Source organism: Parabacteroides sp. merdae-related_45_40 (assembly GCF_001915675.1).
Window position 1 is genome coordinate 1 of the sequence record NZ_MNQY01000044.1, and the last position, 25,744, is coordinate 25,744.

Annotated in this window: 27 protein-coding genes; 24 read left to right on the forward strand and 3 right to left on the reverse strand. The window is 51.2% G+C overall.

Annotated elements, in window-relative coordinates; all coding sequences use genetic code 11:
* From BHV83_RS04990 to BHV83_RS05000, 3 genes are all read left to right on the forward strand, one after another.
* A partial coding sequence (locus BHV83_RS04990; protein ID WP_286756600.1) for a sugar nucleotide-binding protein occupies positions 1-598 on the forward strand: 598 nt, incomplete at its 5' end.
* 3 nt (positions 599-601) lie between these two features.
* Entirely contained in the window at positions 602-1,588 is a 987-nt protein-coding gene (locus tag BHV83_RS04995) for an MraY family glycosyltransferase (RefSeq protein WP_022322711.1), read from the forward strand.
* 27 nt (positions 1,589-1,615) lie between these two features.
* A complete protein-coding gene (locus BHV83_RS05000; RefSeq protein WP_286756603.1) occupies positions 1,616-2,032 on the forward strand; it encodes a WbuC family cupin fold metalloprotein in 417 nt (138 codons plus the stop codon).
* 17 nt (positions 2,033-2,049) lie between these two features.
* Here BHV83_RS05000 and BHV83_RS05005 read toward each other — a convergent pair whose 3' ends face one another.
* The 3 genes from BHV83_RS05005 to BHV83_RS05015 form a co-directional block, all read right to left on the reverse strand.
* The gene (locus tag BHV83_RS05005; protein WP_082430206.1) at positions 2,050-2,340 is read right to left on the reverse strand and encodes a hypothetical protein; all 291 of its coding nucleotides are present in this window, start codon (positions 2,338-2,340) and stop codon (positions 2,050-2,052) included.
* 3 nt (positions 2,341-2,343) lie between these two features.
* Positions 2,344-2,811, reverse strand: a complete 468-nt coding sequence (locus BHV83_RS05010) for a glycoside hydrolase family 73 protein (RefSeq protein WP_005642864.1) — start codon at positions 2,809-2,811, stop codon at positions 2,344-2,346.
* 101 nt (positions 2,812-2,912) lie between these two features.
* A complete protein-coding gene (locus tag BHV83_RS05015) occupies positions 2,913-3,371 on the reverse strand; it encodes an HU family DNA-binding protein (protein WP_055284502.1) in 459 nt (152 codons plus the stop codon).
* 363 nt (positions 3,372-3,734) lie between these two features.
* Between BHV83_RS05015 and BHV83_RS05020 the strand changes: the two genes are divergently transcribed.
* From BHV83_RS05020 to cysD, 21 genes are all read left to right on the forward strand, one after another.
* Positions 3,735-4,202 carry a hypothetical protein gene (locus tag BHV83_RS05020; RefSeq protein ID WP_005638265.1) on the forward strand — a complete coding sequence of 156 codons (468 nt, stop codon included), beginning with the start codon at positions 3,735-3,737 and terminating at the stop codon, positions 4,200-4,202.
* Positions 4,203-4,527: 325 nt separating this feature from the next.
* Positions 4,528-5,034, forward strand: coding sequence for a hypothetical protein (locus BHV83_RS05025; RefSeq protein ID WP_055284504.1), 507 nt, complete (start codon positions 4,528-4,530; stop codon positions 5,032-5,034).
* Entirely contained in the window at positions 5,031-6,422 is a 1,392-nt protein-coding gene (locus tag BHV83_RS05030) for a replicative DNA helicase (protein WP_005642867.1), read from the forward strand. Before BHV83_RS05025 ends, BHV83_RS05030 begins: the two co-directional genes overlap by 4 nt.
* Positions 6,419-7,630 carry a DNA primase gene (locus tag BHV83_RS05035; protein WP_195528133.1) on the forward strand — a complete coding sequence of 404 codons (1,212 nt, stop codon included), beginning with the start codon at positions 6,419-6,421 and terminating at the stop codon, positions 7,628-7,630. Before BHV83_RS05030 ends, BHV83_RS05035 begins: the two co-directional genes overlap by 4 nt.
* On the forward strand, positions 7,627-7,869 hold the full coding sequence (locus BHV83_RS05040) for a DUF4248 domain-containing protein (protein WP_005638259.1): 243 nt from the start codon (positions 7,627-7,629) through the stop codon (positions 7,867-7,869). The genes BHV83_RS05035 and BHV83_RS05040 overlap by 4 nt, the downstream gene beginning before the upstream one ends.
* Before the next feature lie 9 nt (positions 7,870-7,878).
* Positions 7,879-9,423: a YjbH domain-containing protein gene (locus tag BHV83_RS05045; protein ID WP_005638258.1), complete on the forward strand. Its 1,545-nt coding sequence runs from the start codon at positions 7,879-7,881 to the stop codon at positions 9,421-9,423.
* A 79-nt stretch (positions 9,424-9,502) separates the two neighbouring features.
* A complete protein-coding gene (locus BHV83_RS05050; protein ID WP_286756613.1) occupies positions 9,503-10,741 on the forward strand; it encodes a carboxypeptidase-like regulatory domain-containing protein in 1,239 nt (412 codons plus the stop codon).
* Between the two features lie 51 nt (positions 10,742-10,792).
* Positions 10,793-11,566 carry a polysaccharide biosynthesis/export family protein gene (locus BHV83_RS05055; protein ID WP_005638256.1) on the forward strand — a complete coding sequence of 258 codons (774 nt, stop codon included), beginning with the start codon at positions 10,793-10,795 and terminating at the stop codon, positions 11,564-11,566.
* A gap of 13 nt (positions 11,567-11,579) precedes the next feature.
* Positions 11,580-13,952: a GumC family protein gene (locus tag BHV83_RS05060; protein WP_286756615.1), complete on the forward strand. Its 2,373-nt coding sequence runs from the start codon at positions 11,580-11,582 to the stop codon at positions 13,950-13,952.
* 9 nt (positions 13,953-13,961) lie between these two features.
* On the forward strand, positions 13,962-14,684 hold the full coding sequence (locus BHV83_RS05065) for a tyrosine-protein phosphatase (RefSeq protein ID WP_055284515.1): 723 nt from the start codon (positions 13,962-13,964) through the stop codon (positions 14,682-14,684).
* 102 nt (positions 14,685-14,786) lie between these two features.
* The gene (locus tag BHV83_RS05070; protein WP_122204540.1) at positions 14,787-16,166 is read left to right on the forward strand and encodes a cytochrome c peroxidase; all 1,380 of its coding nucleotides are present in this window, start codon (positions 14,787-14,789) and stop codon (positions 16,164-16,166) included.
* A 62-nt stretch (positions 16,167-16,228) separates the two neighbouring features.
* A complete protein-coding gene (locus tag BHV83_RS05075) occupies positions 16,229-16,690 on the forward strand; it encodes a septal ring lytic transglycosylase RlpA family protein (RefSeq protein ID WP_005638250.1) in 462 nt (153 codons plus the stop codon).
* Between the two features lie 49 nt (positions 16,691-16,739).
* On the forward strand, positions 16,740-17,417 hold the full coding sequence (locus tag BHV83_RS05080; RefSeq protein ID WP_216953752.1) for a response regulator transcription factor: 678 nt from the start codon (positions 16,740-16,742) through the stop codon (positions 17,415-17,417).
* Positions 17,414-18,592, forward strand: coding sequence for a sensor histidine kinase (locus tag BHV83_RS05085; protein WP_022322181.1), 1,179 nt, complete (start codon positions 17,414-17,416; stop codon positions 18,590-18,592). Before BHV83_RS05080 ends, BHV83_RS05085 begins: the two co-directional genes overlap by 4 nt.
* A 367-nt stretch (positions 18,593-18,959) precedes the next feature.
* Positions 18,960-19,958: a 2-hydroxyacid dehydrogenase gene (locus BHV83_RS05090; protein WP_122131401.1), complete on the forward strand. Its 999-nt coding sequence runs from the start codon at positions 18,960-18,962 to the stop codon at positions 19,956-19,958.
* A 93-nt stretch (positions 19,959-20,051) separates the two neighbouring features.
* Positions 20,052-20,918, forward strand: a complete 867-nt coding sequence (locus tag BHV83_RS05095; RefSeq protein ID WP_005638241.1) for a patatin-like phospholipase family protein — start codon at positions 20,052-20,054, stop codon at positions 20,916-20,918.
* Positions 20,919-21,052: 134 nt separating this feature from the next.
* Complete coding sequence (gene cysQ / locus BHV83_RS05100) at positions 21,053-21,868, forward strand: 3'(2'),5'-bisphosphate nucleotidase CysQ (protein ID WP_005642898.1); 816 nt, start codon at positions 21,053-21,055, stop codon at positions 21,866-21,868.
* Between the two features lie 189 nt (positions 21,869-22,057).
* A complete protein-coding gene (locus BHV83_RS05105; protein WP_005638239.1) occupies positions 22,058-23,611 on the forward strand; it encodes an SLC13 family permease in 1,554 nt (517 codons plus the stop codon).
* A gap of 34 nt (positions 23,612-23,645) precedes the next feature.
* Entirely contained in the window at positions 23,646-24,011 is a 366-nt protein-coding gene (locus BHV83_RS05110; RefSeq protein ID WP_005638238.1) for a four helix bundle protein, read from the forward strand.
* Complete coding sequence (cysC, locus tag BHV83_RS05115; protein WP_005638237.1) at positions 23,995-24,660, forward strand: adenylyl-sulfate kinase; 666 nt, start codon at positions 23,995-23,997, stop codon at positions 24,658-24,660. The genes BHV83_RS05110 and cysC overlap by 17 nt, the downstream gene beginning before the upstream one ends.
* Positions 24,661-24,770: 110 nt before the next feature.
* Complete coding sequence (cysD, locus tag BHV83_RS05120) at positions 24,771-25,679, forward strand: sulfate adenylyltransferase subunit CysD (RefSeq protein WP_005642903.1); 909 nt, start codon at positions 24,771-24,773, stop codon at positions 25,677-25,679.
* The last annotated feature ends 65 nt before the right edge of the window (positions 25,680-25,744 follow it).

A 25,744-nucleotide genomic window follows, 5' to 3' on the forward strand; every position in this document is an offset into this window, starting at 1 on the left:
TGCCGATCAGGTGGAGGGGGATATCCTGACCGAAGAGGTTGTGCCTTCGCCCAAAGGACCTTATGGCGAGAGCAAGATCAAGGCCGAGGAATATATTCAGGAAAAATGGCCGGCTGACAAATCAGTCTATATATTGCGTCCCTGTATGATTCACGGGCCGGGAAACAAAGGAAATCTGAATTTGCTCTATAATGTGGTGAAGAAAGGAATCCCATGGCCGTTGGGGGCTTTTGAGAATAAACGGACGTTTACTTCTATCGATAATTTGTGCTATGTTGTGGAAGGTCTGTTGACCAAAGAGGTGGCTTCGGGAGTCTATCATATGGCTGATGATGAAGCCTTGTCGACTAACGAACTGATCGCTGTGATTTGTGAGGCTATGGGACGGAGGGCGCATATCTGGCATTTGAACAAGAAGATGATGGAGATGGTGGCGAGTGCCGGAGGTTGTCTGCATCTGCCCTTGAACAGGGAGCGTCTGGCCAAGTTGACTGAAAATTATGTCGTTTCCAACCGGAAGATAAAGTCGGCTTTGGGAGTAGATAAGATGCCGGTCAGGGCTAAGGAAGGTTTGATCAAGACGATTAAAAGTTTTTGATATATGTTGTATCTGTTGATTTTTGTGGTTCTGCTTATGGCAGAGCTGATTTATTTCCGTATTGCCGACAAATGCAATATCATTGATAAGCCGAACCAGCGCAGTTCTCATTCAAAGGTGGTGTTGCGTGGGGGAGGAGTCATCTTTCTGGTCGGTACATGGGTGTGGAGTTGTCTCTATGGTTTCCAGTATCCGTGGATGTTGGCAGCGGTGACTTTAGCTGCTGGAATATCGTTTGTGGATGATATTCACAGTTTGCCGGACAGTTTGCGCCTTGTGGCACAATTTGTGGCGATGGGATTGATGTTCTATCAGTTGGATATCCTGCATTTGGATATGTGGTGGATCGTGCTTCTTGCATTGATCGTATGCGTGGGAGCGACGAACATCATCAATTTTATGGATGGGGTGAATGGAATCACGGGGGGATATTCGTTGGCGGTGCTTGTTCCGCTGCTGTTGATGAACCGGAAGATCCAGTTTATGGAGAGTTCGTTTTTGATTGTCGCGATCTTGTCCGTAGTGGTGTTTTGCCTGTTCAATTTCCGTCCGAAAAACCGGGCGAAATGTTTTGCCGGGGATGTCGGAAGTATCGGAATTGCTTTTATCTTATTGTTCTCTATCGGGAAATTGGTGATACAGACCGGAGATATAACATGGCTGTCTTTTCTTGTTGTGTACGGGGTGGACGGTTGTCTTACGATCTGCCATCGGATTATGCTTCATGAAAACTTGGGAGAGGCACACCGTAAACATGCATACCAGTTGATGGCGAATGAATTGAACATGTCTCATCCGGTGGTCAGCCTTGTTTATATGGTCTTGCAGTTGGCCGTTTCTTTGGTCATGGTGTATGCGTTACCGGATCGGGTGCTTGTTCATTGGGTTTATTTGGGAATAGTGATCGCTTTGTTGGCTGTGGTTTATCTCTTGTTCATGAGGAAATATTATCATCTTCATGAGAGATATCTTGAGTCATTGAAGAAGTAGGATGGTTGTTGAATAATCAAAGAAAGGATGGATATACAAACAATAGATAAGAATCTGCTTTCCGATCTTCATCGGAAAGCAGTTGCGAATGAGCGGAAGCGGATGAATTTTGATTTGCGTACTTCTGCTTTGGATCAGAGTCAGCGTATGCTGAATGCGTTGGAGCCGGGGACACAAGTACCTGTTCACCGGCATATGGAGACGGCGGAGACGACGATCTGTATAGAGGGATATTTGGAGGTTGTTCTATATGCCGAGGCTTCCGGTCTGGATGAAACGGGCGGGGAAAGGAAGTTCGTGGAGGTTTCCCGTGTTACGCTTTGTCCGCGCGAAGGCAAATATGGGGTACAGATCCCGTTAGGTGTGTGGCATAGCGTGGATGTGAAAGAACCAAGCACCATCTTTGAGGCCAAAGATGGTGCTTATGTGAGCGCAAGCAGATAGATTTTACCGAGGAGCTTTTATCCCGCCAGTACCTTATAAAGACTCCCGATCCCTCCTGCCAGCATCAGGGTGTAGCCGGAGAGGCCGAGCCAGTCGGCTTCGGGGGGCGGGGAGAGAGGAGGGAGAGAATCGCTCCGAGAGCGGCGAGGGTTACTTCCGTTTCCCCTTTCCACAGGGAGAGGAGGGATAGGAGGCTCAGGCAGAGGACAAGGACAAAGGTCGTCACCGGCAACCGGGCGTTTGCGCCGGGGAAAGATGATCCGGGCGAGGGTGGTGAGGAAGCTGAGGATGGTTTCAAGGACGTTCATGATTTATGAATTATGATTTATGGGGTGGGGAATGAGTTTACTGATTTTTCTGCAAACCTTGACCAACAACGCTTGATAGGCGGCACGGTTGTCGCCGTTGACTTCGCTGATGTATTTGCTGTAGGCGATCTTGCGGGCGAAGGCTTTCGGGTCGTCGCTGACGTCGGCGGCGAACGGGTAGACCGAACGGATCAGGCGGGCGTAGTCCATGAACGAGTCTCCGGGACTGTCGTAGGTACGGAAACGGAGGGAATGGGCGCCCAACTCGATGCTTGCGCCTTTCCACCAGACGTTGGAGCGGCCGTAGGCAGTGAGGCCGAAATAGTTGTGATGCTCGCTGGCGAGATCACTTTGTCCCCAGCCCGACTCGATAGCCGCTTGTGCCAGGATAACCGCCGGATTGATCCGGAATGCTTCCCCCGCCTTTCGGGCGAGGGGAAGGAGGGAGGAAAAAAATTCGCTTTGCTTCATTTTTTTTAGTTGAAAGGTGAAAGTTGAAAGTTGAAAGTTGAAAGTTGAAAGTTGAAAAATAGCAACGTGGAGTTACTTCCACCTTTCAACTTTCACTTGATTTACAGTTCTCCCGGGCGATCATCCGTGCCACCGCCACTGCCGGCCGATTCGCTGGAGGCGTCCTTTTTCGGTACGTAGCGTTCGAAGGAGACGTTGTTGACGAGGTTGATCAGCATCGTGCCGGGGTAAAAGACGATGTGGGCACGGTTGAACAGGGCGGTGGTGAAACCGTCGACGGTGGCCGAACCTTTGCTGCCGGCAACCATACGGAAGCTGCCGAATTCGCCCAAGTGAACCGATTCGCCGTCGGAAAGGGCTTCGTTCATGACTTTGATCAGGCCGTCGAGCACCAAGATGATCTCACCGCGGCTGGCGGTACAGATGTTTTCGATACGGGTACAGATCTTGTTCAGCGTCAGTTTTTTCGTGATGCTGGTCTGTGCATGATAAAGAGTTGCGCCTGAGGCTGCGTCTTTGCTCATGTCTTTGCGTTTGACGAGAGTGTAAATTAATGGCATGGGGATTGAAAAATTAAAAGTTAAAAATTAAAAATTAAAAGATTGAAAATTAGGGAGATGTCCCTTTTGACTATACAAAGATACGGCAGGGAAAAAACGCAAAGTCGATTAGAGTCGATTAGAGTCGAATAGAGTCGATTAATCTTTCGTATATTTGCATCCGATTGTTCAGTTTCAAAACACCGGTGTTTTGAAAACGAAACATAGGTGTTTTAAAATCAAAACATATATGTTTTGAAAGGAAGGGAAAAAAGGAAGAATGTCATATAATACTACGGTCTGAAAAACATTAGAATTAATGAAAGATCAAAAAAACAAAAGGGAAAATTTCATGAAGGATTTCCTAAGATGTGATAAAAAAAAGTGAGGGCGATAACGGGTAAATATCTGTCTTTTCCGCTTCTGCAGGATTATATCGCCAACTTGAAGGCGGACCGGGAGGTGGAGTTGTTTGCGCTCGCTTTCCTGTTCAAAGGGTTGAGGGGTGAGAAAAACGAATCGTGGAATCGTTTGGCGGATCGTTTTTTCAAAGTTTACAGTGACGAGTTGTACCGCTATTGCGGCTACGAGACGGAAACTCCGGGGTTTGCCCGGGTATGGGTGGCCCGTCCCGACTTGTTCATGGTCTATATGGGGGCGATGATGAGGGCCGGCATTATCGAGGACTGCTCGTTCGCCCGGATGGCCGGTCATGTGGACCGCATCTTCGACACGGGAAATACGGAAAACACCGTTTTGAACAAGTTGAAGGAGCAACTTCCGGAGGCCGATTCGATCGTGGACGGAATGAAAGCGGAATTTAAGAATTTCAAATCACGTAATAAAAAATAAACCGATCGGCGGTATTATATGGCTTCTTTTTAAAGGGTGAAAGGAATTGAAATTCTGCATAAAATAGTTTTTTTTAATAATGGATTTGACTCTACCTTTGTGATGGCTGAAAGTTGAAGATCGCTCTTCTGAAAAAAATGCGAAAATCGCTTTTTATAATTAGTTATAAGAAGTATGTTTTAGTTATTATATATTAGGGAACGGACAGGGCAAATGGACACCTGCTGTCTATTTGCTGTCGTAAATATTTGTTTATTAATCCGTTCGGACCGATTTGCAAAACGACAAGCCATAACAAATTTATTCATTATTAAATCCATCTATTATGGATCAGAATTTAAACAACGAAAGGATTGTGGGATTCCTGGGACAGTCATATGTCCTCATTCCGCGAAAAGTGTTGGAGATGTTATTTCGTGGCGAAGGCCGGGAAAGATCGGTCGGCATGGTGTACTTGGCTTTGTTCTCGGAAGTGTTTTTCAAGGACGGGAAGGTTTTTTTGAACAAGCGTTATTATGTCTGTAAGCGCGGCGAGTTTGTCGGACAATGTGAAGAACTGGCGAAAAGATGCGGGATGTGTACGAAAACTCTGAACCGAAGTCTTGTTTGGTTGCAAGAAAAGGATTTGATCGGACTGAAGCGACTTAACGGCGGGATTCGTGTTTGTGTCTGCGGATACGATTCGATCATGGGGATCCGTCGTAAGGAAGCAGGGAAGGATGCGCCGGAGCAATCCGCTTTCCTCGCCCTGGAAGAGGCCGAACGCCGTATGGGCGGACGAAGCATGCAGTTCGATTGTTGTACCGCAGACGGGGAAGGAGGCTTGCAATGATGAACGGTGAAGAAACGGACGGAGGAATCTCTTTGGGCGATATGGAAAAGGCGTTGGTCTGCCTGTTGATGACCTCGATGGAAGCGCCGGTGCAGGCGGAGTCTGCAGGGCTGACTCAGGAAATGTTTGCGGATGCTTCGTTGGGATTCGTCTATGAAGTGATCATGAAAATTTATGCAACGGGGGTACGGCCGGACATGGTGCTGGTGGAACGCGGAATGCGCGAAGCGGACGAGGAACTGGCTGCCAAGCTGGGCGGTTTGTCGTTCCTGTTGCCCTACATGCTGAATGTGCGCCACGACGGGAACGTGGCGGCCTATGTGGAAGGAATCAAGAAACAATATAAGCTGAGATGCCTCGTCACGTTGTTCGGGACGATGGCGTTCAAGGCAGGTAAGGTATCGTCCGTCCCGGAGGAACTGGTCGACGAGGCGGAGCGCCTTCTGATGCAGTTCCGCCAGAAGACGGCCGAGGGCGCTCCGGTGCGTACGATCGGCGAACTGGCTGCCGAGGCGGTGTCCTGGCATTATCGCCGCTTTGGCGGTGAGCTGGAGGCCGAACAGGTGAAGAGCGGGCTTGCCGAGTTCGATTATGTGACCGGAGGGTTCCACAATACGGAGCTGACGATCGTCGCCGGACGGCCGAGCGACGGGAAGACGGCGGTGACGTTGCAGATGGCCCTGAATGCGGCGCGTGCCGGGAAATCGGTCTGCTTCTTCAGCCTGGAGATGTCGAGCCTGCAAATGTTGAACCGTGTGCTGGCAGGGATGACGGACGTGAACCCGGATCACCTGCGCATCAACAAGCCGACCGGACGCGAGTTGGGACAGTTGGAAGAGGCTGCCCTCCGGTTGAAGGACTTGCCTTTCTATCTCGACTATACGGTAGGGGCTACCGTCGAGCAGATACGGGCGAAAGTGCTGCTGCAATGCCGCCTGGGAAAATGCGACCTGGTGGTCGTGGACTACCTGCACCTTCTCGGCGGCGACCGCCGGAAGGGGGAGACACAGGAACAGATGGTGGGACGGAATGTAAGGGCGTTGAAGCAACTGGCGTTGGACAGCAATTGTCCGGTGCTGACGGTTTCGCAGATGAATCGTGCCTGCGAGGCGCGTGCCGACAAAGCGTATCTGCCGGTGATGAGCGACCTGCGCGATTCGGGGACGATCGAGCAGGTGGCGGATTGCGTGGCGTTCATCTACCGTCCCGAACGCTATGGCTTCACCCGCGACGAAAAGACGGGGCATAGCCTGGTGGGGGTCGGCAAGATCTATATCGCGAAGAACCGTAACGGTTCGACGGGGATCGCCCGTTTCCGGTACAACCCTTCGTTCACCCGTATCACGGACTATATACAGCCTGGTACGCAAACCTCTTTAGGGTTATGACGAAGCAAGAGATACAAGAACTGAAAGCCTCCCTGTCGATCAGGGAGGTGATCGGGCGTTATACGAAACTGAACCGTGTCGGTCGCCGGTGGATGGGGCTTTGCCCGTTCCACGGGGACCGGCATCCTTCCCTTTCCGTCAATGAGGAGAAGGGGAGCTTTGTTTGCTATGCTTGCGGAGAGAGGGGAGATGTGTTCGCCTTTGTCAGCAAGATCGAGAACGTCGGCTTTGTCGAGGCGGCGAACAAATTGTCGATTGACAGTGGACAGTTGGCTATTGAAGGGAAAGACAATAAGGAGGCGAGGTTGTTGCCGGAACGGTTGGCAATCAAGGAGAAAAAAGAAAATAGCGACGCGGAGCAATTGCCCGTTGTCAATTCTCAATTGTCAATTGAAAACGAAGCTTTCCTGGCTTTGTTGCTGCCCGCGGGTAGCGGATGTTCGGAACTGACGCCTACCTGGTTGGATTTCGGGGTGGGGCAGTCGCCCTGCCTGGTTCCCGAACGCTGGAAAGCGATGCGGAACCGGCTGGTGTTCCCTGTGCGCGATGAGGAGGGCCGGTTGGCCGGGTTTGCCGCGCGGAGGTTGTCGGACGAAGATCGGGATAAACCGAAATATGTCAATTCGGAAACGAGCGGGCTGTATCGGAAGAGCGAACTGTTGTACGGGTTGTATGAGGCACGGGAGGCGATCCGCCGGGAGGGGAGCGTCTTTCTGGTGGAAGGATATAAGGATGTGCTGGCGATGCATGCGGCGGGGTTCAGGCATACGGTGGCGTTGTGCGGGACGGCGCTTTGTACGGGGCACATTGCTTTGTTGAAACGATATACGACATCTGTCCGCGTGATGCTGGATGCCGACAAGGCGGGGCGCAAGGCGGCGGATGCGATTGTCCCGGTACTTGCTGGCGAAGGGATGGATGCGGTGAGGATCGGGCTGCCGGAAGGGGACGATCCGGACTCGCTCTTTCGCCGGCTGGGGAGAGAGGCGTTTGCCGCTTACGTCCGTGAGGCGGTGCGGCAGACCCGGCCTTCGGAAGAACAGGTGTTGCTCGGACGCATTCGGAAAGGCATCGGGCTTTTGTCCGGTGTGGCGGAAGCGGAGAAACGGGAACGCTTGTTACGGGTGCTGGAGGATTGCCTGACGCAGTTGAAGGGCTTGTCCGTCGGTGCTTGCCGTCCGGCGACAATGGACTGGAGGTGGGTATGACCGGGACGTCGGATGATGAAGAAGGAAAATGGAAAAACCGTTCCACCACGCTCCGGAGGCTGGGACGGCAATATAGCCCGGATGTCACGCCCGAAGTGGCTTCCAGGCGATTGAAACAGTGGATCGTCGGTAATCCCGTCCTGCTCGGACTCTTGCACGAGAACGGTTGGACGGCTTCGCGGCGGGTGCTGACGCCAAAGCAGGTGGAACAGATTGTGCGGGTCCTTGGGGAACCTTGAAAACAGAATATGAAACATAAAATAATAAAGAAAACCCTATTGACAATCGGCATTTCATTGTCGATTGTCAATTCTCATTTGTCAATTGCCCAACGCTCGTTGGGTGTCTCTGGTCTGCTGAACATCCCTTCGGCCGATATGCAGGAGGACGGTACGTTCATGGCAGGAGGCAATTACCTGCCTCAGGAGATGCTGCCTCAGGAGTGGGGATATAATTCGGGAAACTATTTCGTGAACCTGACGTTCCTGCCGTTTATGGAGGTGGCCTACCGGTGCACGTTGCTGAAGGTCGAGAGTACCGGCAAATGGAACCAGGACCGTTCGGTCTCCCTGCGTCTGCGTCCGTTGAAGGAGGGGAAATGGTGGCCGTCGGTCGTGATCGGTTCGAATGACTTGCTGACGACCGGCGAATTGAATCCTTTCCTGGATTCGGGCGGAAATCGTTATTTCTCTTCCGTCTATGCGGTCGGGACGAAACATTTCGGTTTCTACGGCCATGATATCGGCGTGACGGTGGGAGGGCATGTGCCGTTTCGCAGCAGGAGCGAGAACAAGGGGGTGTTCGGCGGGGTGAGCTACCGTCCGGCGTTCCTGAAGCCGCTTGAGGTGATGGCGGAATATGACTCGAAGGTGGTGAACATGGGAGTGTCGGCACGGCTGTTCGACCATTTTTCCTTGTATGCCTATTGCTACGATTTCAAGACGGTGGCGGGTGGAATCCGGTATGAGCTGACGCCCCGTCAGCGTGTGTTTAACCCCGACGAGGTCCGTATGCCCTGGGACGGACGGGTGGAGCTGGTGCTGTATCCGCAGATCTCGCTGAGCAATTCGTGGCTGGACAAGATATACGGGGCGGTGATCAATATCGCTCCGGCGGTGGAGGCGCGGCTTTGGAAAGGGGCGGCTTTCACGGGGCAGGTGATCCTGCCGGTTTGGAACAATATGGTCGGGCAGATGGACTATATCCGGGCCGGGGTGCTGACCTTGAGTCAAGAGTTCGGATTGCCCGGAGGGGCGTTCGGACGGGTGACGGTCGGCAACTTCACGAACAACCGGATGGGGGCGGACCTGAAACTGCGCTATGCGACGCCGGACGACCGTTGGATGTTCGGCTTGGAAGGCGGTGTGACCGGATCGTCCACCTTCTACGAGGGCAAATGGCAGGTGTCGAATTGGAAGCGGGTGAGCGGGGCGGCGGAGGTTCGTTTCCGCGAAAGGCATTTCAATATGGATTTCAACTTGGGCGTGCACCGGTATATCTATGGCGACTATGGGGTGCGGGTGGACTGCATCCGCCATTTCGGACGGACGACGGCCGGCTTGTATGCCATGTACACGGGGGGCGAGGCGAACGGCGGTTTCCATTTTGCCGTCCCGTTGCCGCAATGGGGCAAGTCGCGCAAGGTGAGGGTGCGCCTGCCGGAATATTACCAGATGGAATATTCGGGACAGAGCGGCCTTGAATATTTCCGCCGGAAACTCGGACAGGACTACGAGACTCGGCCGGATGAGAGCAATAGTGTTCCTTATGATAGGAGGAGGGATGATTTATAATTTATGAATTATTGCTGAAAAGAGAGATGGGGGATGAATATTGTATAATAAATAATATAATGTTTTATTTTTAATGAGTATGAAAAAGAAAAATTTCTGGAGCGCAGTGCTGGCTATGGGCTTGGCTGCGACATTGAGTGTGGGATTTGTAGGATGTAGCGATGATGACGAACCGACACCTGAAATCGTGACCGATAATCCATTGGATAAGGAGGTCTACTATATCGCAGGTAAGGTGACGGAAGGAGGCAAGTCGCTGGAAGGTGTCGAGGTCAGCACGTCGGGCAAATCGGTCAAGACGGCTGCCGACGGGACGTACCAGTTGGCGATGGACAAGGTCGGAACCTATGTTGTGACGTTTGCAAAGGATGGATATGTGACAGTTACAGCCGATGCGGTAATCCTTTCGGGCACGCCGAAACATGGCAGTGTGGCTTTGTCGCAGACATTGACATCTTTGGCTGCTTCGGTGACCGTATCGGCTGATAAGGACGCGGTCGTATATGATGAACGTACTCATGTGGCCGAACTGCATATCCCGGCCGGGGCAGTTCCGGAAGATACCGATATCACGATGACCGAGTATGTGAAAGGGGTAAAAGTGGAAGGCGATCATGCCAGTCTGTCGACTATCAACTGCACGCCTGACGGTCTGGAGTTTGGAAAGGATGTGGAAGTGGTGATCAAGAACACGACCAGCAATGCGATCAGCTTCGCCGACGTGAAGCATTTCGTGGAAGAAGGCAATGACTGGAAAGAAATAGGAACGGCTGATTTTGATGCGGACCGCAACGCTTATGTCTGCTCGTTGGACGGTTTCTCTAACCACTCTTTCGGAACGGTTTATTCGGAATCCGCTGCCGGAAGCTCGACGGAAAACTTGTCTACCGTCACAATCGACAACCTGGGCAAGATGGAAGCTGCCGAGCAGGAAGTGAACGGTAAGCAGAAGATCGGTTGGGAGATCGAAGGTGACCTGAAACAGCAGTTGGGCAGCACGTTCTCTGCTTTGAGCAGTTCTGATGTTGACAAACTGGCAAGCCAGCTGAACGCGGCTATCACGTCTACCAAAGGTTCGACTGCCGGTGTGGAAGAAATTCCTTTCTCTTTAGGTACGGCCAAGGCTGATGGCGACCAGAAAGTGACGATCGACATGAAGGCCAAGAAGAACCTCTCTTCCTTCTCTGTCAACTTCAACTACCAGGGCCGCGTCGTTCCGTTTAGCGTGAAGGTGGCAACTTATGCCGGTGTAAGCACGACGATCACCAAGGAAGGAGGCGCAAGCCATCCGGGACATTCCGGCGGTGTTATCCAATAAACCGTAATTACTTATTTTAATCAGGAAAGAAGAGTGAAAATCTGGAATTATATGTTGATGTGCGTGGTGGTACTCTGTACCTCCTGCGCATCTTCGAAGAAAGTGGTTTACTTGCAGGATGTCGTCCCGCTGAAGCAGCAGGATATCGAGCAGAAGTACGAGGTGTATGTCCATAACGACGATTTGCTGGCGATCATGGTGAACAGCAAGAACCCGGAACTGGCGTTGCCGTTCAATATGCCGATGGTATCGTATCAGTTGGGAAGTGGTTCGACCAATTCTGGAAGCCAGCGTGTGTTAGGCTATCTGGTGGATGGTAATGGGGATATCGATTTCCCGATCCTCGGCAAGTTGCATGTGGCGGGACTGACGCGTATGCAGTTGACGGAAATGATCAAGCAACGCCTGATAGAGGGAGACTTGATCAAAGACCCGATCGTGACGGTACAGTTCCTGAACTACAAGGTGTCGGTGATGGGTGAAGTGAACCGTCCGGGATCGTTCAATATCTCCGGCGACCGTATCACCCTGTTGGAGGCCTTGAGTATGGCGGGCGACCTGACGATCTACGGACGACGCGACCGGGTGGCCGTGATCCGCGAGAAGGACGGGAAGCGGACGATCCTGATGCATGATCTCCGTTCGTCCGATATATTCAATTCTCCTTGCTATTATTTGCAGCAGAACGATATCGTGTATGTCGAACCGAATAAGGCGAAGGCCGAGCAGACGGATATCAACCAGAACAAATCGTTGGGTGTCTGGTTTGGCGCGATTTCCGCTTTGGTTTCCATCGCGTCTCTGATTGTGACATTAACAAAGTAAAAAAAGAGAACCTATGAACACAGAACAAGAAACGAACATCCGCATGGAAGAGAACGAATTGAACCTGGGGGACATCCTGCAAACGGTGTTGGCTAACTGGTATTGGTTTGTTCTGTCCGTCGTGGTATGTGCCGGGACGGCGTTCCTCTATCTGAAGTGGGCGCCCAAGGTATATACCCGGACGGCTTCGGTACTGATCAAAGATGATGCGAAGGGCGGTGCGATGAGCGAGTCGGCCGCTTTCGAGGATCTGGGGCTTTTCGGTTCGAAGCGGAATGTGGATAACGAGGTGCTGGTATTCAAGTCTAGGCGGTTGATGACCGAAGTGGCGCGTAACCTGCATCTGGATGTGAGCTACACGGTAAAAGACGGGCTGCGGATGGTGGAACTGTACACTCAGTCGCCCGTACAGCTCTCTTTCCCGGATGCGGAAGAGGCACAGGCTTTTTCGTTGAAGGCGGTTCCTGTCTCCGGAAAGGAGGTGGTATTGTCCGGATTCACCCTCGGCGGGCAGGAGGTGGCGGACGGCAAGCCGGTGAAGGTGGCGCTGAACGACACGGTTACGACGCCTGTCGGTCGGGTGGTGGTGGTCCCGTCGCTTTATTACGGCGACAAGTATTTCAATACGGTCGTGCAGGTGACGAAATCGCCGTTGCAGGATGTGGCGCTCCGCTTCCAGGGAGGCTTGCAGGCTACTTTGGCGAACAAGGCATCGACGATCATCAACCTGACGCTTCAGGATGTCTCCATCCCGCGTGCGGAGGATGTGATCAACACGCTGATCTCCGTCTACAACACAGACGCGATCAACGACAAGAACCAGATCGTGATGAACACTTCCAACTTCATCAACGACCGTCTGATTGTGATCGAGAAGGAATTGGGGGATGTGGATTCGGATATCGAGTCGTACAAGCGGGAACACCAGCTGACGGATATCTCGTCCGAGACGGGCATGTACCTGCAGACTTCCAGCCAATATCGCCAGGAGGGATTGAGTCTGGAGAACCAGTTGAGCCTGGCGAAATACATCAAGAACTACCTGACGGACCCCGGCAAGAGTTCGGACCTGATCCCGGCGAACACGGGCATATCGGATGTGAACATCGAGTCGCAGATCGGGGAGTTCAACGAGATGTTGCTGAAACGCGACAAGCTGATCAGCAACAGCAGTAGCAAGAACCCGGTGGTGCAGGACTTGAACAATTCGCTGATCGCGATGAAGCAGACCATCATCCGTTCGGTGGATAACCTGATCGTCGGGCTGAACATCAAGATCAAGAATATCCGGGCGCAGGAGGAACAGACGAGCCGCCGTATCTCGGCTGTGCCGACCCAGCAGAAGGAGGTCCTTTCGGTGGAACGCCGCCAGAAGATCAAAGAGGAACTGTATCTCTACCTGTTGAACAAGCGTGAGGAGAACGAGTTGACGCAGCGGATGACGGAAAGCAACGCACGTATCATCGACCCGGCGGCGGGAAGCAATGCCCCGGTGGCTCCGAAGTCGATGATGATCCTGTTGGCTTCCATCGTGCTGGGATGTGCGATACCGGCAGGTGTCTTGTGGCTGTTGGCGGTCAGCGACACGAAGGTGCGCTCGCGGAAGGATGTGGAGGGGGTACTCTCCGTGCCGTTCCTGGGCGAGATCCCGATGCGCGACAAGAAGGACAAGAGCGAGGTGGTGGTGCATGAGAACGGCCGCGACTCGGTTTCGGAGGCGTTCCGTATCGTGCGTACCAATATGGACTTCATGCGGGTGAAGGATAAGAAGATGCAGGTGGTGATGTTCACCTCGTTCAATCCGGGAGCCGGCAAGACGTTCGTCTCCATGAACCTGGCGATGAGTTTCGCCCTTACGCACAAGAAGGTCGTTTTGGTCGACCTCGATATCCGCAAGGGAACGCTCAGTTCGCATGTCCATGTATCGGACAAGGGTGTCACCAATTATCTGTCCGGTCGTATCGACAATGTCGATGAGATCATCCGGCAGAACGAGTTGTGCGACAAGCTGGATATCATCCATGCCGGTCCTGTTCCGCCTAACCCGGCTGAACTCTTGCTGGGGGACAGGTTGGAGACTTTGATCGCCGAGCTGCGTAAGCGGTATGATTATATCATCCTGGACAACGTACCGGCCGGTGTGGTTGCCGATGCAGTGATCGTCAACCGGGTGGCCGACCTGACGATCTATGTCGTCCGTGCGGGCAGAATGGACCGCCGTGCCCTTCCCGAAGTGGAGAAACTCTACCAGGAAGGCAAGCTGCGTAACATGAGCCTGATCCTGAACGGGACGGTTTACAAGCATGGCGCGTACGGCTACCGTTACGGGTATGGCTACGGTTATTCCTACGGCTATGGGTATGGTTACGGACAACATAAAAAATAAATAGAAAAGATGTTTTCCCTACTTTTTCCAAAGAAGAACGCGGTTCACACCGATTTGTTGAGGGGGACGGCAGATGTGCATTCACATCTGCTGCCCGGTGTGGATGACGGTGTGCAGAGCGCCGATGATATGCAGGCGGCTCTGAATGCGATGCAGGAGGCTGGTGTGGAACGTGTTTTCCTGACTCCTCATGTAATGGCGGACCTGCCTGACAACCGGCGCAGTTACTTGCAGGATCGTTTTGCTTGTATGAAACAGTTTGCCCCGGAAGGGATCGAGTTGAGGCTGGCGGCGGAGTATATGCTGGATGCCGGTTTCCGTTTGCAGATGGCGGACGGCCTCTTGACGTATGCGGACAGGCAAGTCCTGGTCGAGACTTCCTATCTCTCGCCTCCTCCCGACTATCTGAACTTGCTTTACGAACTGAGCTTGGAGGGCTACACGCCTGTCTTGGCTCACCCGGAACGGTATATGTATATGACGAAGGAGGATTATTTCCGGCTGAAGGACAAGGGGTACAAGTTCCAGCTGAACCTGTTCTCACTTGCCGGCGTGTATGGCGCCCGTCCTGCCAAATATGCCGCATACCTGATGAAGGAAGGCTTCTACGATTATGCCGGTTCCGACCTGCATCATCCCGACGATTACAAGAGAAACCTTGCTCGCCTGAAACTTTCGGGCAAAATGCTCGACGGTCTCAGAGAGGTGCTGGAGAATAACAAGGGACTATAGTTTTTATTTATCATGCCATAGATAAAACTGATGAGCTTTCTACATGCCTCTTGATAATTCTGCATACCTTTGCATTTAACAAATCTAAATAAACCAATAATTATGCTTAACACTATTCTTTGTAAGAGGACGGCATTACCTTTAGGGCTGCTTTCATTGGCTCTGGTTCTGCCTTCGTGTGGTTCCTCCGAATACAAGAAGTATGCGGACAATCAGGCAAAACAGGTTGCTTCCATCCTTCGTGAGAACGGATGCATGCAGTGTCACTCGGCTACGGCGGCGACTCCTTTCTACGGTAATCTTCCTCTGATCGGTCCGACTGTCAAGGCGGATATGCGGGAAGGTACGCGTTATCTGGATCTGACGGCGATGCTGGAGGCGCTCGACAATGGCAAACTCGTTTCCGAAGCCGACCTGGCCAAGGTGGAAGATGCCGCTCTCTCAGGTTCCATGCCTCCCGCCAAGTATTCGCACATGCCGATGCACTGGGGGACAAACCTCGATAGCGACGAAAAGGCGGTCTTGCTTTCCTGGGCGAAGGATGTCCGTAAGAAGAACTATTCGACACCTACCGTCGCCGAAGAATTTGCCAATGAGCCTGTGCAACCGTTGATGGCTTCCATCCCGACCGATTCGGCCAAGGTAGCGTTGGGGTTCGATCTTTATCATGACACCCGTCTTTCCGGCGATAACACGATCTCGTGTGCTACCTGCCACGGGTTGGCGACTGCCGGTGTGGACCGCAAACAATATTCCGAGGGGATAGACGGACAGTTCGGCGGCGTGAATGCTCCGACTGTGTATAACTCGGCTTTGAATATCCTGCAGTTTTGGGACGGACGTGCTGCCGACCTGAAGGAACAGGCTGCCGGGCCTCCTTTGAACCCGGTTGAAATGGGCAGCCACTCGTTTGACGAGATTTCGGCCAAGCTGGCGGAAGACAAGGAGTTGAGCAAACGTTTCCTCGAAGTGTATCCGGAAGGTTTCAACCAGTCTACGATTACCGATGCTATCGCCGAGTTTGAAAAGACGTTGCTCACGCCGAGCCGCTTCGACAAGTATCTGATGGGTGATAAGACGGCTCTGACTGCCGAGGAGGTCGCAGGCTACGAATTGTTTAAGGAGAATAAATGCGCTACTTGCCATACGGGGGTGAACCTGGGTGGACAGTCTTTCGAATACATGGGTATCAAGGATAATTATTTCGATTATCGCGGCACAGGGCTGACGGATGGTGACAACGGACGTTATTCCGTCACGAAGAACGAACAGGATCGCCATCGTTTCAAGACGCCGACTCTGCGTAACGTGATGCTTACCCCGCCGTATATGCACGACGGTTCGATCGCGACGGTCGAAGATGCCATCCGCATCATGCACCAGTTCCAGATCGGTAAGAACATCTCGGACGCGGATACCAAGAGCCTCGTGGCGTTCCTGAACACGCTCACCGGAGAATATAAGGGCGAGTTGTTACAATAAAATCGAACTGCTACAATAAAATCAAGAGCCTTGCGTTATTGTAAAGTAAAACGATAACGTGTATGCCCTTCCGCCTGGTACATATCATCCTTCTGTTGGTCGCTTTCGCGGGCACGGGGGATGTGTGGGGCCAGGAGGAAGGGCTTGCTTCTTATTACCACAACCGTTTCCACGGCCGTAAGGCCGCCAGCGGGCGGGTCCATGATGCGGATGAGCTGGTTGCTGCCCACCGCACATATCCTTTCGGCACTTTCCTGCGTGTCACCAACCTGTCCAATATGAAGCGGGTGATCGTCTGTGTCACCGATCGCGGTCCTTTCCGCAAAGGACGTATCATCGATGTCTCTGCCGGTGCGGCCGAACTTCTGGATTTTAAGAAGAAAGGTCTTGCCCGTGTCCGTATCGAGGTCGTTCCGGGCAAGATAGATCTTAGCCTCCTCGACCTTCTCTATCCTAAGATTCCTTTTTTGGAAGTGGATCATCTTCGGGTGAGGCCGCCTTACAGGATCGGAAAGAACAAATGATCTGATGATTTTTATCCTATATTTGTAGTCCGATACACAAAAACATGTAATGGCAAAGATATTATTAGTAGAAGATGAAATAAACATCGCCTCTTTCATCGAGCGGGGCTTGCAGGAGTTTGGTCATGAAGTCCGCGTGGCCAATGACGGGCAGGCCGGCTGGGAGTTGGTTCAGCAGGAGGATTTCCAATTGTTGATACTCGACATCATCATGCCGAAGATGAACGGTCTGCAACTCTGTAAACAGTATCGCCAGACGTATGGCTACCAGTCACCCGTTATCATGCTGACCGCCTTAGGGACGACGGACGATATCGTGAACGGACTGGATGCCGGTGCCGACGACTATCTGGTGAAACCTTTCAGTTTCCAGGAACTGGAAGCCCGTATCAAAGCCCTTTTACGGCGTACGGGGGCGGAACCTGCCGTACCGCTTCTGAGTTGTGGAGACCTGACACTCGATCCGTCCAGCCACCGGGCGATCCGTGGCAAAGTAGTGATCGACCTGACCGTAAAGGAGTACCGCCTGCTCGAATATCTGATTCGGAACCAGGGGACGGCACAGAGCCGGCTGACCTTGCTGAAAAATGTCTGGGACAAGAACTTCGATACGAATACGAATGTGGTGGATGTCTATGTCAATTACCTGCGTAGCAAGATCGACAAGGATTTCGACCGCAAACTGATCCGCACCGTAGTGGGAGTGGGCTATATGATGGAAGCATGAAGACCGGGAATAAGATTGCTCTTTTTTATACGGCTATCACGATCGGCATTATTTCGATGGTGACAGTCGTTTTCTATTTTGTGGCGACCGACTATATCAGCCGCCTCTACTATTCCTATCTGACGGAGAAGGCATACGCGACGGCACAGAAGCATTGGGAGAAGGATGAGTTGGACGAGGAAGATTATGCCCGTATCCAGCAGCATTATGAGGAGACGTTGCCTGTTGCAGCGGAAATCTTGCTGAACGCCGACAGCATCGCAGAGGCGCATAGCGTCTTGTCCCGTTACCTGACCGATGAGAAGATCGCTTCCCTGTATGCAGGCAATGTGGTTCGTTTCCATGAAGGGAAAGAATTAGGAGCGGCTGTCTACTATCCGGATAATGAGGGCAATTTTATCGTACTGGTTGTGTCGAGCAACCAGTACGGCGGGGATATCCAGCACCGGATCGGCTGGCTGTTGCTGGGGATGCTGGTGATCAGTGCCGTCCTGGTCTATTTCGTCGGCCGTTTGTATGCGACCCGCATGGTCGACCGTATCGATGCGGCTTACCAGAGTGAGAAGTCTTTTATCAGCAATGCATCTCATGAACTGAATAATCCGCTTACGGCCATCCAGGGAGAATGCGAGATCAGCTTGCTGAAGGAACGTACGTCGGCCGAATACCAGGCAGCATTGGGGCGTATCGCTTCCGAAACGAAACGCATCATCCTATTGATGAAGAACCTGCTTTTCCTCTCTCATGGGGATAAGGAGATCCTGAAGAATGCACGTGAGACGGTTTTGCTGGCCGACTTCCTGATGCAGTTCGTGGGTAACCGCGTTCGTTTTACAACCGACCATTTCGCTTTCGCTATCGAGGCGAATCCGCATCTGCTGAAGATCGCTATCGGCAACATTTTGAATAATGCATGTAAATATTCGGGAGAAGCGCCTGTCGAGATGCAGCTGAAAGGTTCTGTCCTGACCATTACGGACATGGGGATCGGTATTCCGGAGGAGGAGATCGCCCGTGTGTACCAGCCTTTCTATCGTGCCTCCAACACACGGGAGTTCGCCGGGCATGGTATCGGACTTAGTCTTTCCATGCGTATCCTAAGAAGCTACGGGGCGGAAATCACGATTACGTCCGAGGTCGGGAAGGGAACGACGGTGGAAATCGAATTCCCGTAAGTTTTAGATTGTTACGCTTGGACGGATGGAAAGAATGGCTATCTTTGTTTTATTAGATAACACAAACACAAAACAGAAAGGAGAGACTGTATGAATATTATGAATATGATGTGGTTTATGGGGATGTGCTTATTATCGACAGTTATTATAGGTGGCTTTTTATTCATCGGGATAATAAGCATAATGCAGCTGCGAATAAAAAAGGACAGTCTTCAAAGGAAGGCTGAACGATATACTTCATTATAAAAACTATATATGGGTAGAGGTCCGGTTAAGCACTCTTTAGCCGGACCTTTCCTTTTCTACTACCCACCTTTTCTTTTCAACATTTAGGCCGTTTTGATTGTTAGATATAAAAACAAATAATATGGCATACAAAATTGCATTCTTTGGAGCTAAACCGTACGATATAGCTTCATTCGACAAAGTAAATGAAAAGTACAATTACGACATTCGCTACTATAAAGGACATTTGAATCCGAACAATGTAGTCCTGACGCAAGATACGGACGCGGTCTGTATCTTTGTCAACGACACCGCCGATGCCGCTGTGATCGATGCGATGGTGGACAATGGTGTCAAACTGCTGGCCCTTCGTTGTGCCGGTTTTAATAATGTGGATCTGAAAGCGGCCAAAGGAAAGCTGCCGGTCGTTCGCGTACCGGCCTATTCGCCTTACGCCGTAGCCGAATATTCGCTTGCCCTGATGCTGTCGCTGAACCGTAAGATACACCGTGCCTACTGGCGTACGCGAGACGGTAATTTCTCGCTGAACGGCCTGATGGGGTTCGATATGCACGGCAAGACGATCGGTATTATCGGCACGGGAAAGATCGCCAGGATCCTGATCCGCCTGTTGAAAGGGTTCGGAATGCGCATTCTGGCTTATGACCTTTACCCGGACATGAAGTTTGCCGGAGAAGAAGGTATTTCTTATGTTTCGTTAGACGAACTGTATCGCGAGTCGGACATCATCTCCTTGCATTGTCCGCTGACCGACCAGACAAAATATATGATCGACAAAGACTCCATCGACAAGATGAAGGAAGGCGTAATGATCATCAATACAGGCCGGGGCCAACTGATCAACACCAACGACCTGATCGAAGGCCTGAAGGAAAAGAAGATCGCGGCGGCCGGTCTGGACGTGTACGAGGAGGAGGGCGAATACTTCTATGAAGACAAGTCTGATAAAATTATCGACGATGATGTATTGGCCCGTCTGCTTTCTTTTAATAATGTGATCGTTACTTCGCATCAGGCTTTTTTCACGAAAGAGGCCCTGCATAACATTGCAGAGACCACCCTTCAGAATATCGAAGACTTCCGCTGCCACCGTCCTTTGGTGAACGAAGTTATTCTGTAAAAAGACGATGTTTATATCGCTGATTTATTATATTTTTGTAGCCATTGTCCGGTGTGAGCCAGGCAATGGCTATTATTTTTATGGTAAACAGATATGGATATAGATAGTCGCACAGGTCTGGTGCTTGAAGGAGGAGGGATGCGTGCCATCTTCACCGTCGGAGTGCTGGACTGCTTTATGGACCATGACATTTGGTTCCCTTATACGATCGGTGTGTCTGCCGGGGCGAGCAACGGTATTTCGTATGCCTCCCGGCAGCGCGGGCGTTCCCGTTTCAGCAATATCGACCTGCTGGAAAAATATGATTATATCGGTTTCAGGCATTTCCTTCGGGGGCGGGGATATATCGACATGAAATACCTTTTTTATATTTATCCGGAAAAATATTATCCGCTCGACTACGAGACGTATTTCAAGTCGCCGAACCGCTTCGTCATGGTCACCAGCAATTGCCTGACGGGTAAAGCCGAATATTTCGAGGAGAAGCAGGATGCAGACCGCCTGGTCGATATCTGTTGTGCCTCCTGCACGCTTCCGGTGCTTTGTCCGGTGGCGTATGTCGACGGTGTCCCGATGGTCGACGGCGGTGTCTGCGATGCCATCCCGATCCGGCACGCCATCGACGACGGTTTCCGCAAGAACGTGATTATCCTGACCCGCAACAAAGGCTACCGTAAGGAAGAGAAGGACTTCTGGCTGCCCGGCTTCATCTACCGCCGGTATCCCGCTATCCGCAAGCAGTTGAAGCTGCGCTACCGCAACTATAACGAAGTGCTGGATTATATCGACGAGCTGGAAGCGAAAGGAGACGCGATCGTCATCCGTCCGCAAAAGAAAATGGAAGTCGGCCGCACCACCAACGACCGCAAGAAGCTGTCCGCCTTGTATGACGAAGGCTATGCCGTCGGCCGATCCATCGTCGAAAACAACCGGTTCGATTTCAAAACACCGGTGATTTGAAAACGAAACACCGGTGATTTGAATTCAAAACATATATGTTTTGGACATCGAGTGAAAATGAGGGCTTAAAATTCGGATTATTCGAGGAAATTGACTATATTTGTATATTAACACAACTAAAAGAGTAAGTGATGATGAATAATTATGCAAATTACCTGTATATAGCTATTCGCGCCGCCCTCGATGCAGGCAAAGCGATCATGGATATTTATACCGATCCGGAATCCGATTTCGGCATCGAACGTAAAGCCGATAACTCCCCGTTGACAAAAGCCGACAAGAAGGCCCATGCGATTATCTCGATGGCCCTGTCCGTGACGCCTTTCCCCGTGTTGAGCGAAGAAGGAAAAGAGACGCCTTTTGCCGAACGTTCAGGCTGGGACATGCTCTGGATCGTCGACCCGTTGGACGGGACGAAGGAGTTTATCAAGAAAAACGGCGAATTTACGGTTAATATCGCCCTTGTGAAGGAAGGGGTTCCGGTATTGGGCGTGATCTACGTGCCCGTGCGGAAAGAGCTGTATTTCGCGGCTGACTCGTTGGGAGCGTTCAAGCTGGCGGAGATAGACTACGGATACCAGCCTTCGATGGACGAGATAAAAACGAAAGCCATACGCCTGCCTATGCCGATGGGACACCAGGGAGTCGTGGTGGTCGCCTCGCGTTCGCACCAGACGGAAGAAACGACGGCCTTTATCGAGAACCTGCGCAAGCAGGGACAGCCGGTTACCCTGATCAGTAGCGGCAGCAGCTTGAAGATCTGCCTGGTGGCGGAAGGAACGGCCGATGTTTATCCCCGTTTCGCACCGACGATGGAGTGGGATACCGCCGCCGGACATGCGATTGCACGGGCGGCCGGATGCGAAGTTTATCATATCGATGGCAAAACACCTTTAAAGTACAATAAGGAAGACCTTCATAATCCGTGGTTCATCGTCAAACCGCTCTGACGGGCGGTTTGTTCCGTTTGCTGAAACTTTTGGTCTGTAAGCAAGATTATCCCTAAAATTGGTTATCGTAGTAAGATTAGATTTAATATTCTTATTACATTTGCAACCCTAACAGATAATTGACAATTGATAATTAATGGTCTCTGTTCTTAATTGTCGATTGTCAATTGTCAATTGTCAATTGAAAGGATGAACTTTGAAATAATATTTGTATTGCTGGCATTGGTCGGCATGATCGGGGCGTTGATATGGGATGGGCTGAGGCCCGGAATGGTGTTACTCACGGTTGTGGTGCTGTTCCTCTGTGTTGGAATATTGACGCCGAAAGAAATGCTCGAAGGTTTTAGCAATAAAGGGATGATAACCGTCGGAATGCTTTTTCTGGTAAGCGAGGGTATTCGCCAGAGCGGAGCATTGGGACAACTTATAAAGAAGTTGTTGCCGGAGGGGAAGACAACCGTTTTCAAGGCGCAGTTGCGTATGCTTCCGCCTGTCGCTTTTGTATCCGCTTTTCTTAACAACACGCCTGTTGTCGTTATTTTCGCTCCTATCATCAAGCGTTGGGCGGAGTCGGTCAAGCTGCCGGCGACGAAATTCCTGATTCCTCTTTCGTATGTGACCATTTTAGGCGGCATCTGTACCCTGATCGGGACATCGACCAACCTGGTCGTACATGGCATGATCCTCGATGCCGGATATGAAGGGTTTACGATGTTCGAGCTGGGAAGGGTGGGGATCTTTATCGCGCTGGCCGGCATCATTTACCTCTTCGTGTTCTCCAACAAGCTGCTGCCCGATTCCCGCACCGATCGCTACGAGGAAGAGGAGGAAGACGGCAACCCCGGTAACCTGCACCGGGTGGAAGCGGTGTTAGGCTCCCGTTTTCCGGGTATCAACAAGACATTGGGCGAGTTCAATTTTACCCGTCATTACGGTGCGATCGTGAAAGAGGTGAAGAGCGGGGGACAGCGGTTTACCCGCGATCTCGATAAGGTGACGTTGCACGAGGGCGATACGCTGGTTCTTTGGGCGGACGATACGTTCGTGCCGACATGGGGCGAATCCAGCGTCTTCCTTTTGCTTGCCAACGGCAAGGACGGTACGGAACCTGTTTCCCGCAAGAAACGCTGGCTGGCATTGGGCTTGCTGATCTTTATGATCGTAGGCGCCACGATAGGGGAGTTGCCTGTGGTGAAAGAGGCGTTCCCTGAAATACGGCTGGATATGTTTTTCTTTGTCTGCATTACGACCATCATCATGGCGTGGACCAAGATTTTCCCTCCGAAAAAGTATACCAAATATATATCCTGGGATATTCTGATTACGATTGCCTGTGCCTTTGCTATCAGCAAGGCGATGGAGAATTCCGGTTTCGCCGCTTTGATAGCCCGCCATATTATCGGTATGTCCAGCAGTATGGGACCGTATGCTTTACTGGCGATAGTCTTTATCATCACCAATATCTTTACGGAACTGATTACGAACAATGCGGCTGCGGCGCTCAGTTTCCCGATCGCCTTGTCGGTCGCTACGCAGCTCGGTGTGGACCCGACGCCGTTCTTCGTGGTGATCTGTATGGCGGCATCAGCCAGTTTCAGTACGCCGATCGGTTATCAGACCAATCTGATCGTGCAAGGTATCGGTAGTTATAAGTTCACGGACTTCGTGAAAATCGGTTTACCCCTTAACCTGATCACTTTTTTGATCTCGGTGTTCGTGATACCGATGATCTGGAAATTCTAAACAGGTGAAAGTTGAAAGGTGAAAGTTGAAAGTGATGGGGAAGAGTTTGACGGCAGAAAAGTCCTTTGGTTTTGCGATCCGTATCGTTAGACTATATAAGATATTATATGAAAGAAAAGAATTTGTTCTGTCAAAACAGATGTTGCGTAGTGGAACTGCCATTGGCGCTCTTTTGAAAGAAGCTGAGCATGCGCAGTCCAAAGCCGATTTTATAAGCAAAGTGAATATTGCTTTGAAGGAAGCAAATGAAACGGAATATTGGATTATGTTATTGAAAGAAACGGATTATTTATCTGAAAAAGAATACGAATCGATTATAGAAGACTGCCGTGAATTGATTAAACTGACGGTCAGTATTGTGAAAACAAGTAAACAAAATATGAATGGAACAAGTAAATAATAATAATATCGAAGAGAAACTTTCAACTCTCAACTCTCAACTTTCAACTAACATCTATCCTATTTTCGATAGGATGATGACAAGGGAGGATAAGGAGCGTTTGTTGAAGCAGCGCAGTGTGATGGTGTGGTTTACCGGGTTGAGCGGTTCCGGGAAGAGCACGGTGGCGATAGCGCTTGAGCGCGAGTTGCACAAGTGCGGTTTGCTGTGCCGCATCCTGGACGGCGACAATATCCGCAGCGGGATCAACAACAATCTCGGCTTTTCGGCTGAAGACCGGGTAGAGAATATCCGCCGTATCGCCGAAGTAAGCAAACTTTTTATCGATACGGGAGTTATCACGATAGCGGCTTTTATCAGCCCGAATAACGATTTGAGGGAAATGGCGGCATCTATTGTCGGGAAGGAGAACTTCCTGGAAATATATGTCAGCACTCCGATCGAAGAGTGCGAGCGGCGCGATGTCAAAGGGTTGTATGCGAAGGCACGCCGGGGCGAGATCAAGGATTTCACGGGCGTTTCCGCTCCTTTCGAAGCACCCGAACATCCTGACCTGACGTTAGACACTTCCGTGTTGAGCCTGGAGGAATCCGTAACCCGTTTGCTTGAACTGATATTGCCGAAGGTTTCCCTTGGCGGGAAACAATAGTTTCCCCGGCATGAAATTTTTGTTTCTGCAGCATGAAAACATAGTTTCATGGGCATGGAACTATATTAGAATAGAAAGGTAAGAATAATAACAACATTAAATAACATACAATGTCAGATTATAAATTAAGCCATTTACAGGAGTTGGAAGCAGAGTCTATCCATATCATCCGGGAGGTAGCTGCCGAGTTTGAGAATCCTGTGATGCTTTATTCTATCGGAAAAGACTCTTCCGTCATGGTTCGCCTGGCAGAAAAGGCTTTTTCTCCGGGAAAAGTTCCTTTCCCTTTGATGCACATCGATTCCAAATGGAAGTTCAAGGAGATGATTCAGTTCCGCGACGACTATGCGAAGAAATTCGGATGGAACCTGATCGTGGAATCCAATATGGAGGCATTCAATGCCGGTGTAGGGCCTTTCACGCACGGAAGCAAGGTGCATACGGACCTGATGAAGACGCAGGCGTTGTTGCATGCGCTCGATAAATATAAGTTCGATGCCGCTTTCGGAGGCGCTCGTCGCGATGAAGAGAAGAGCCGGGCGAAAGAACGTATCTATTCGTTCCGCGATAAGTTCCACCAGTGGGACCCGAAGAACCAGCGTCCGGAGTTGTGGGACATCTACAACGCCCGTGTCCATAAAGGGGAGAGCATCCGTGTGTTCCCGCTGTCCAACTGGACGGAGCTGGATATTTGGCAGTATATCCGCCTGGAGAATATTCCGATCGTACCGTTGTACTTTGCCAAGGAACGTCCGTGCGTAGAGATCGACGGCAACCTGATCATGGCGGACGACGACCGTCTGCCGGAGCAGTACCGCGATCAAATCAAGATGCGCATGGTGCGCTTCCGTACCTTAGGCTGCTGGCCGTTGACCGGGGCTGTGGAAAGCAATGCCGACACGATTGAAAAGATCGTCGAAGAGATGATGACGACGACCAAGAGCGAACGCACGACACGCGTGATCGACTTCGACCAGGATGCAAGTATGGAACAGAAAAAGAGAGAAGGATATTTTTAATTAGTTGAAAGTGGAGAGTTGAAAGTTGAAAGTGGCTTCGCGTCACTATTTTCAACTTTCACCTT

Bases quoted from the DNA above. Each gene is read 5' to 3' on its own strand.
- BHV83_RS04995 (WP_022322711.1), top strand. From the start codon at position 602: ATGTTGTATCTGTTGATTTTTGTGGTTCTGCTTATGGCAGAGCTGATT.
- BHV83_RS05000 (WP_286756603.1), top strand. From the start codon at position 1,616: ATGGATATACAAACAATAGATAAGAATCTGCTTTCCGATCTTCATCGG.
- BHV83_RS05005 (WP_082430206.1), bottom strand. From the start codon at position 2,340: ATGAACGTCCTTGAAACCATCCTCAGCTTCCTCACCACCCTCGCCCGG.
- BHV83_RS05010 (WP_005642864.1), bottom strand. From the start codon at position 2,811: ATGAAGCAAAGCGAATTTTTTTCCTCCCTCCTTCCCCTCGCCCGAAAG.
- BHV83_RS05015 (WP_055284502.1), bottom strand. From the start codon at position 3,371: ATGCCATTAATTTACACTCTCGTCAAACGCAAAGACATGAGCAAAGAC.
- BHV83_RS05025 (WP_055284504.1), top strand. From the start codon at position 4,528: ATGGATCAGAATTTAAACAACGAAAGGATTGTGGGATTCCTGGGACAG.
- BHV83_RS05030 (WP_005642867.1), top strand. From the start codon at position 5,031: ATGATGAACGGTGAAGAAACGGACGGAGGAATCTCTTTGGGCGATATG.
- BHV83_RS05035 (WP_195528133.1), top strand. From the start codon at position 6,419: ATGACGAAGCAAGAGATACAAGAACTGAAAGCCTCCCTGTCGATCAGG.
- BHV83_RS05040 (WP_005638259.1), top strand. From the start codon at position 7,627: ATGACCGGGACGTCGGATGATGAAGAAGGAAAATGGAAAAACCGTTCC.
- BHV83_RS05045 (WP_005638258.1), top strand. From the start codon at position 7,879: ATGAAACATAAAATAATAAAGAAAACCCTATTGACAATCGGCATTTCA.
- BHV83_RS05050 (WP_286756613.1), top strand. From the start codon at position 9,503: ATGAAAAAGAAAAATTTCTGGAGCGCAGTGCTGGCTATGGGCTTGGCT.
- BHV83_RS05055 (WP_005638256.1), top strand. From the start codon at position 10,793: ATGTTGATGTGCGTGGTGGTACTCTGTACCTCCTGCGCATCTTCGAAG.
- BHV83_RS05060 (WP_286756615.1), top strand. From the start codon at position 11,580: ATGAACACAGAACAAGAAACGAACATCCGCATGGAAGAGAACGAATTG.
- BHV83_RS05065 (WP_055284515.1), top strand. From the start codon at position 13,962: ATGTTTTCCCTACTTTTTCCAAAGAAGAACGCGGTTCACACCGATTTG.
- BHV83_RS05070 (WP_122204540.1), top strand. From the start codon at position 14,787: ATGCTTAACACTATTCTTTGTAAGAGGACGGCATTACCTTTAGGGCTG.
- BHV83_RS05075 (WP_005638250.1), top strand. From the start codon at position 16,229: ATGCCCTTCCGCCTGGTACATATCATCCTTCTGTTGGTCGCTTTCGCG.
- BHV83_RS05080 (WP_216953752.1), top strand. From the start codon at position 16,740: ATGGCAAAGATATTATTAGTAGAAGATGAAATAAACATCGCCTCTTTC.
- BHV83_RS05085 (WP_022322181.1), top strand. From the start codon at position 17,414: ATGAAGACCGGGAATAAGATTGCTCTTTTTTATACGGCTATCACGATC.
- BHV83_RS05090 (WP_122131401.1), top strand. From the start codon at position 18,960: ATGGCATACAAAATTGCATTCTTTGGAGCTAAACCGTACGATATAGCT.
- BHV83_RS05095 (WP_005638241.1), top strand. From the start codon at position 20,052: ATGGATATAGATAGTCGCACAGGTCTGGTGCTTGAAGGAGGAGGGATG.
- cysQ (WP_005642898.1), top strand. From the start codon at position 21,053: ATGAATAATTATGCAAATTACCTGTATATAGCTATTCGCGCCGCCCTC.
- BHV83_RS05105 (WP_005638239.1), top strand. From the start codon at position 22,058: ATGAACTTTGAAATAATATTTGTATTGCTGGCATTGGTCGGCATGATC.
- BHV83_RS05110 (WP_005638238.1), top strand. From the start codon at position 23,646: ATGGGGAAGAGTTTGACGGCAGAAAAGTCCTTTGGTTTTGCGATCCGT.
- cysC (WP_005638237.1), top strand. From the start codon at position 23,995: ATGGAACAAGTAAATAATAATAATATCGAAGAGAAACTTTCAACTCTC.
- cysD (WP_005642903.1), top strand. From the start codon at position 24,771: ATGTCAGATTATAAATTAAGCCATTTACAGGAGTTGGAAGCAGAGTCT.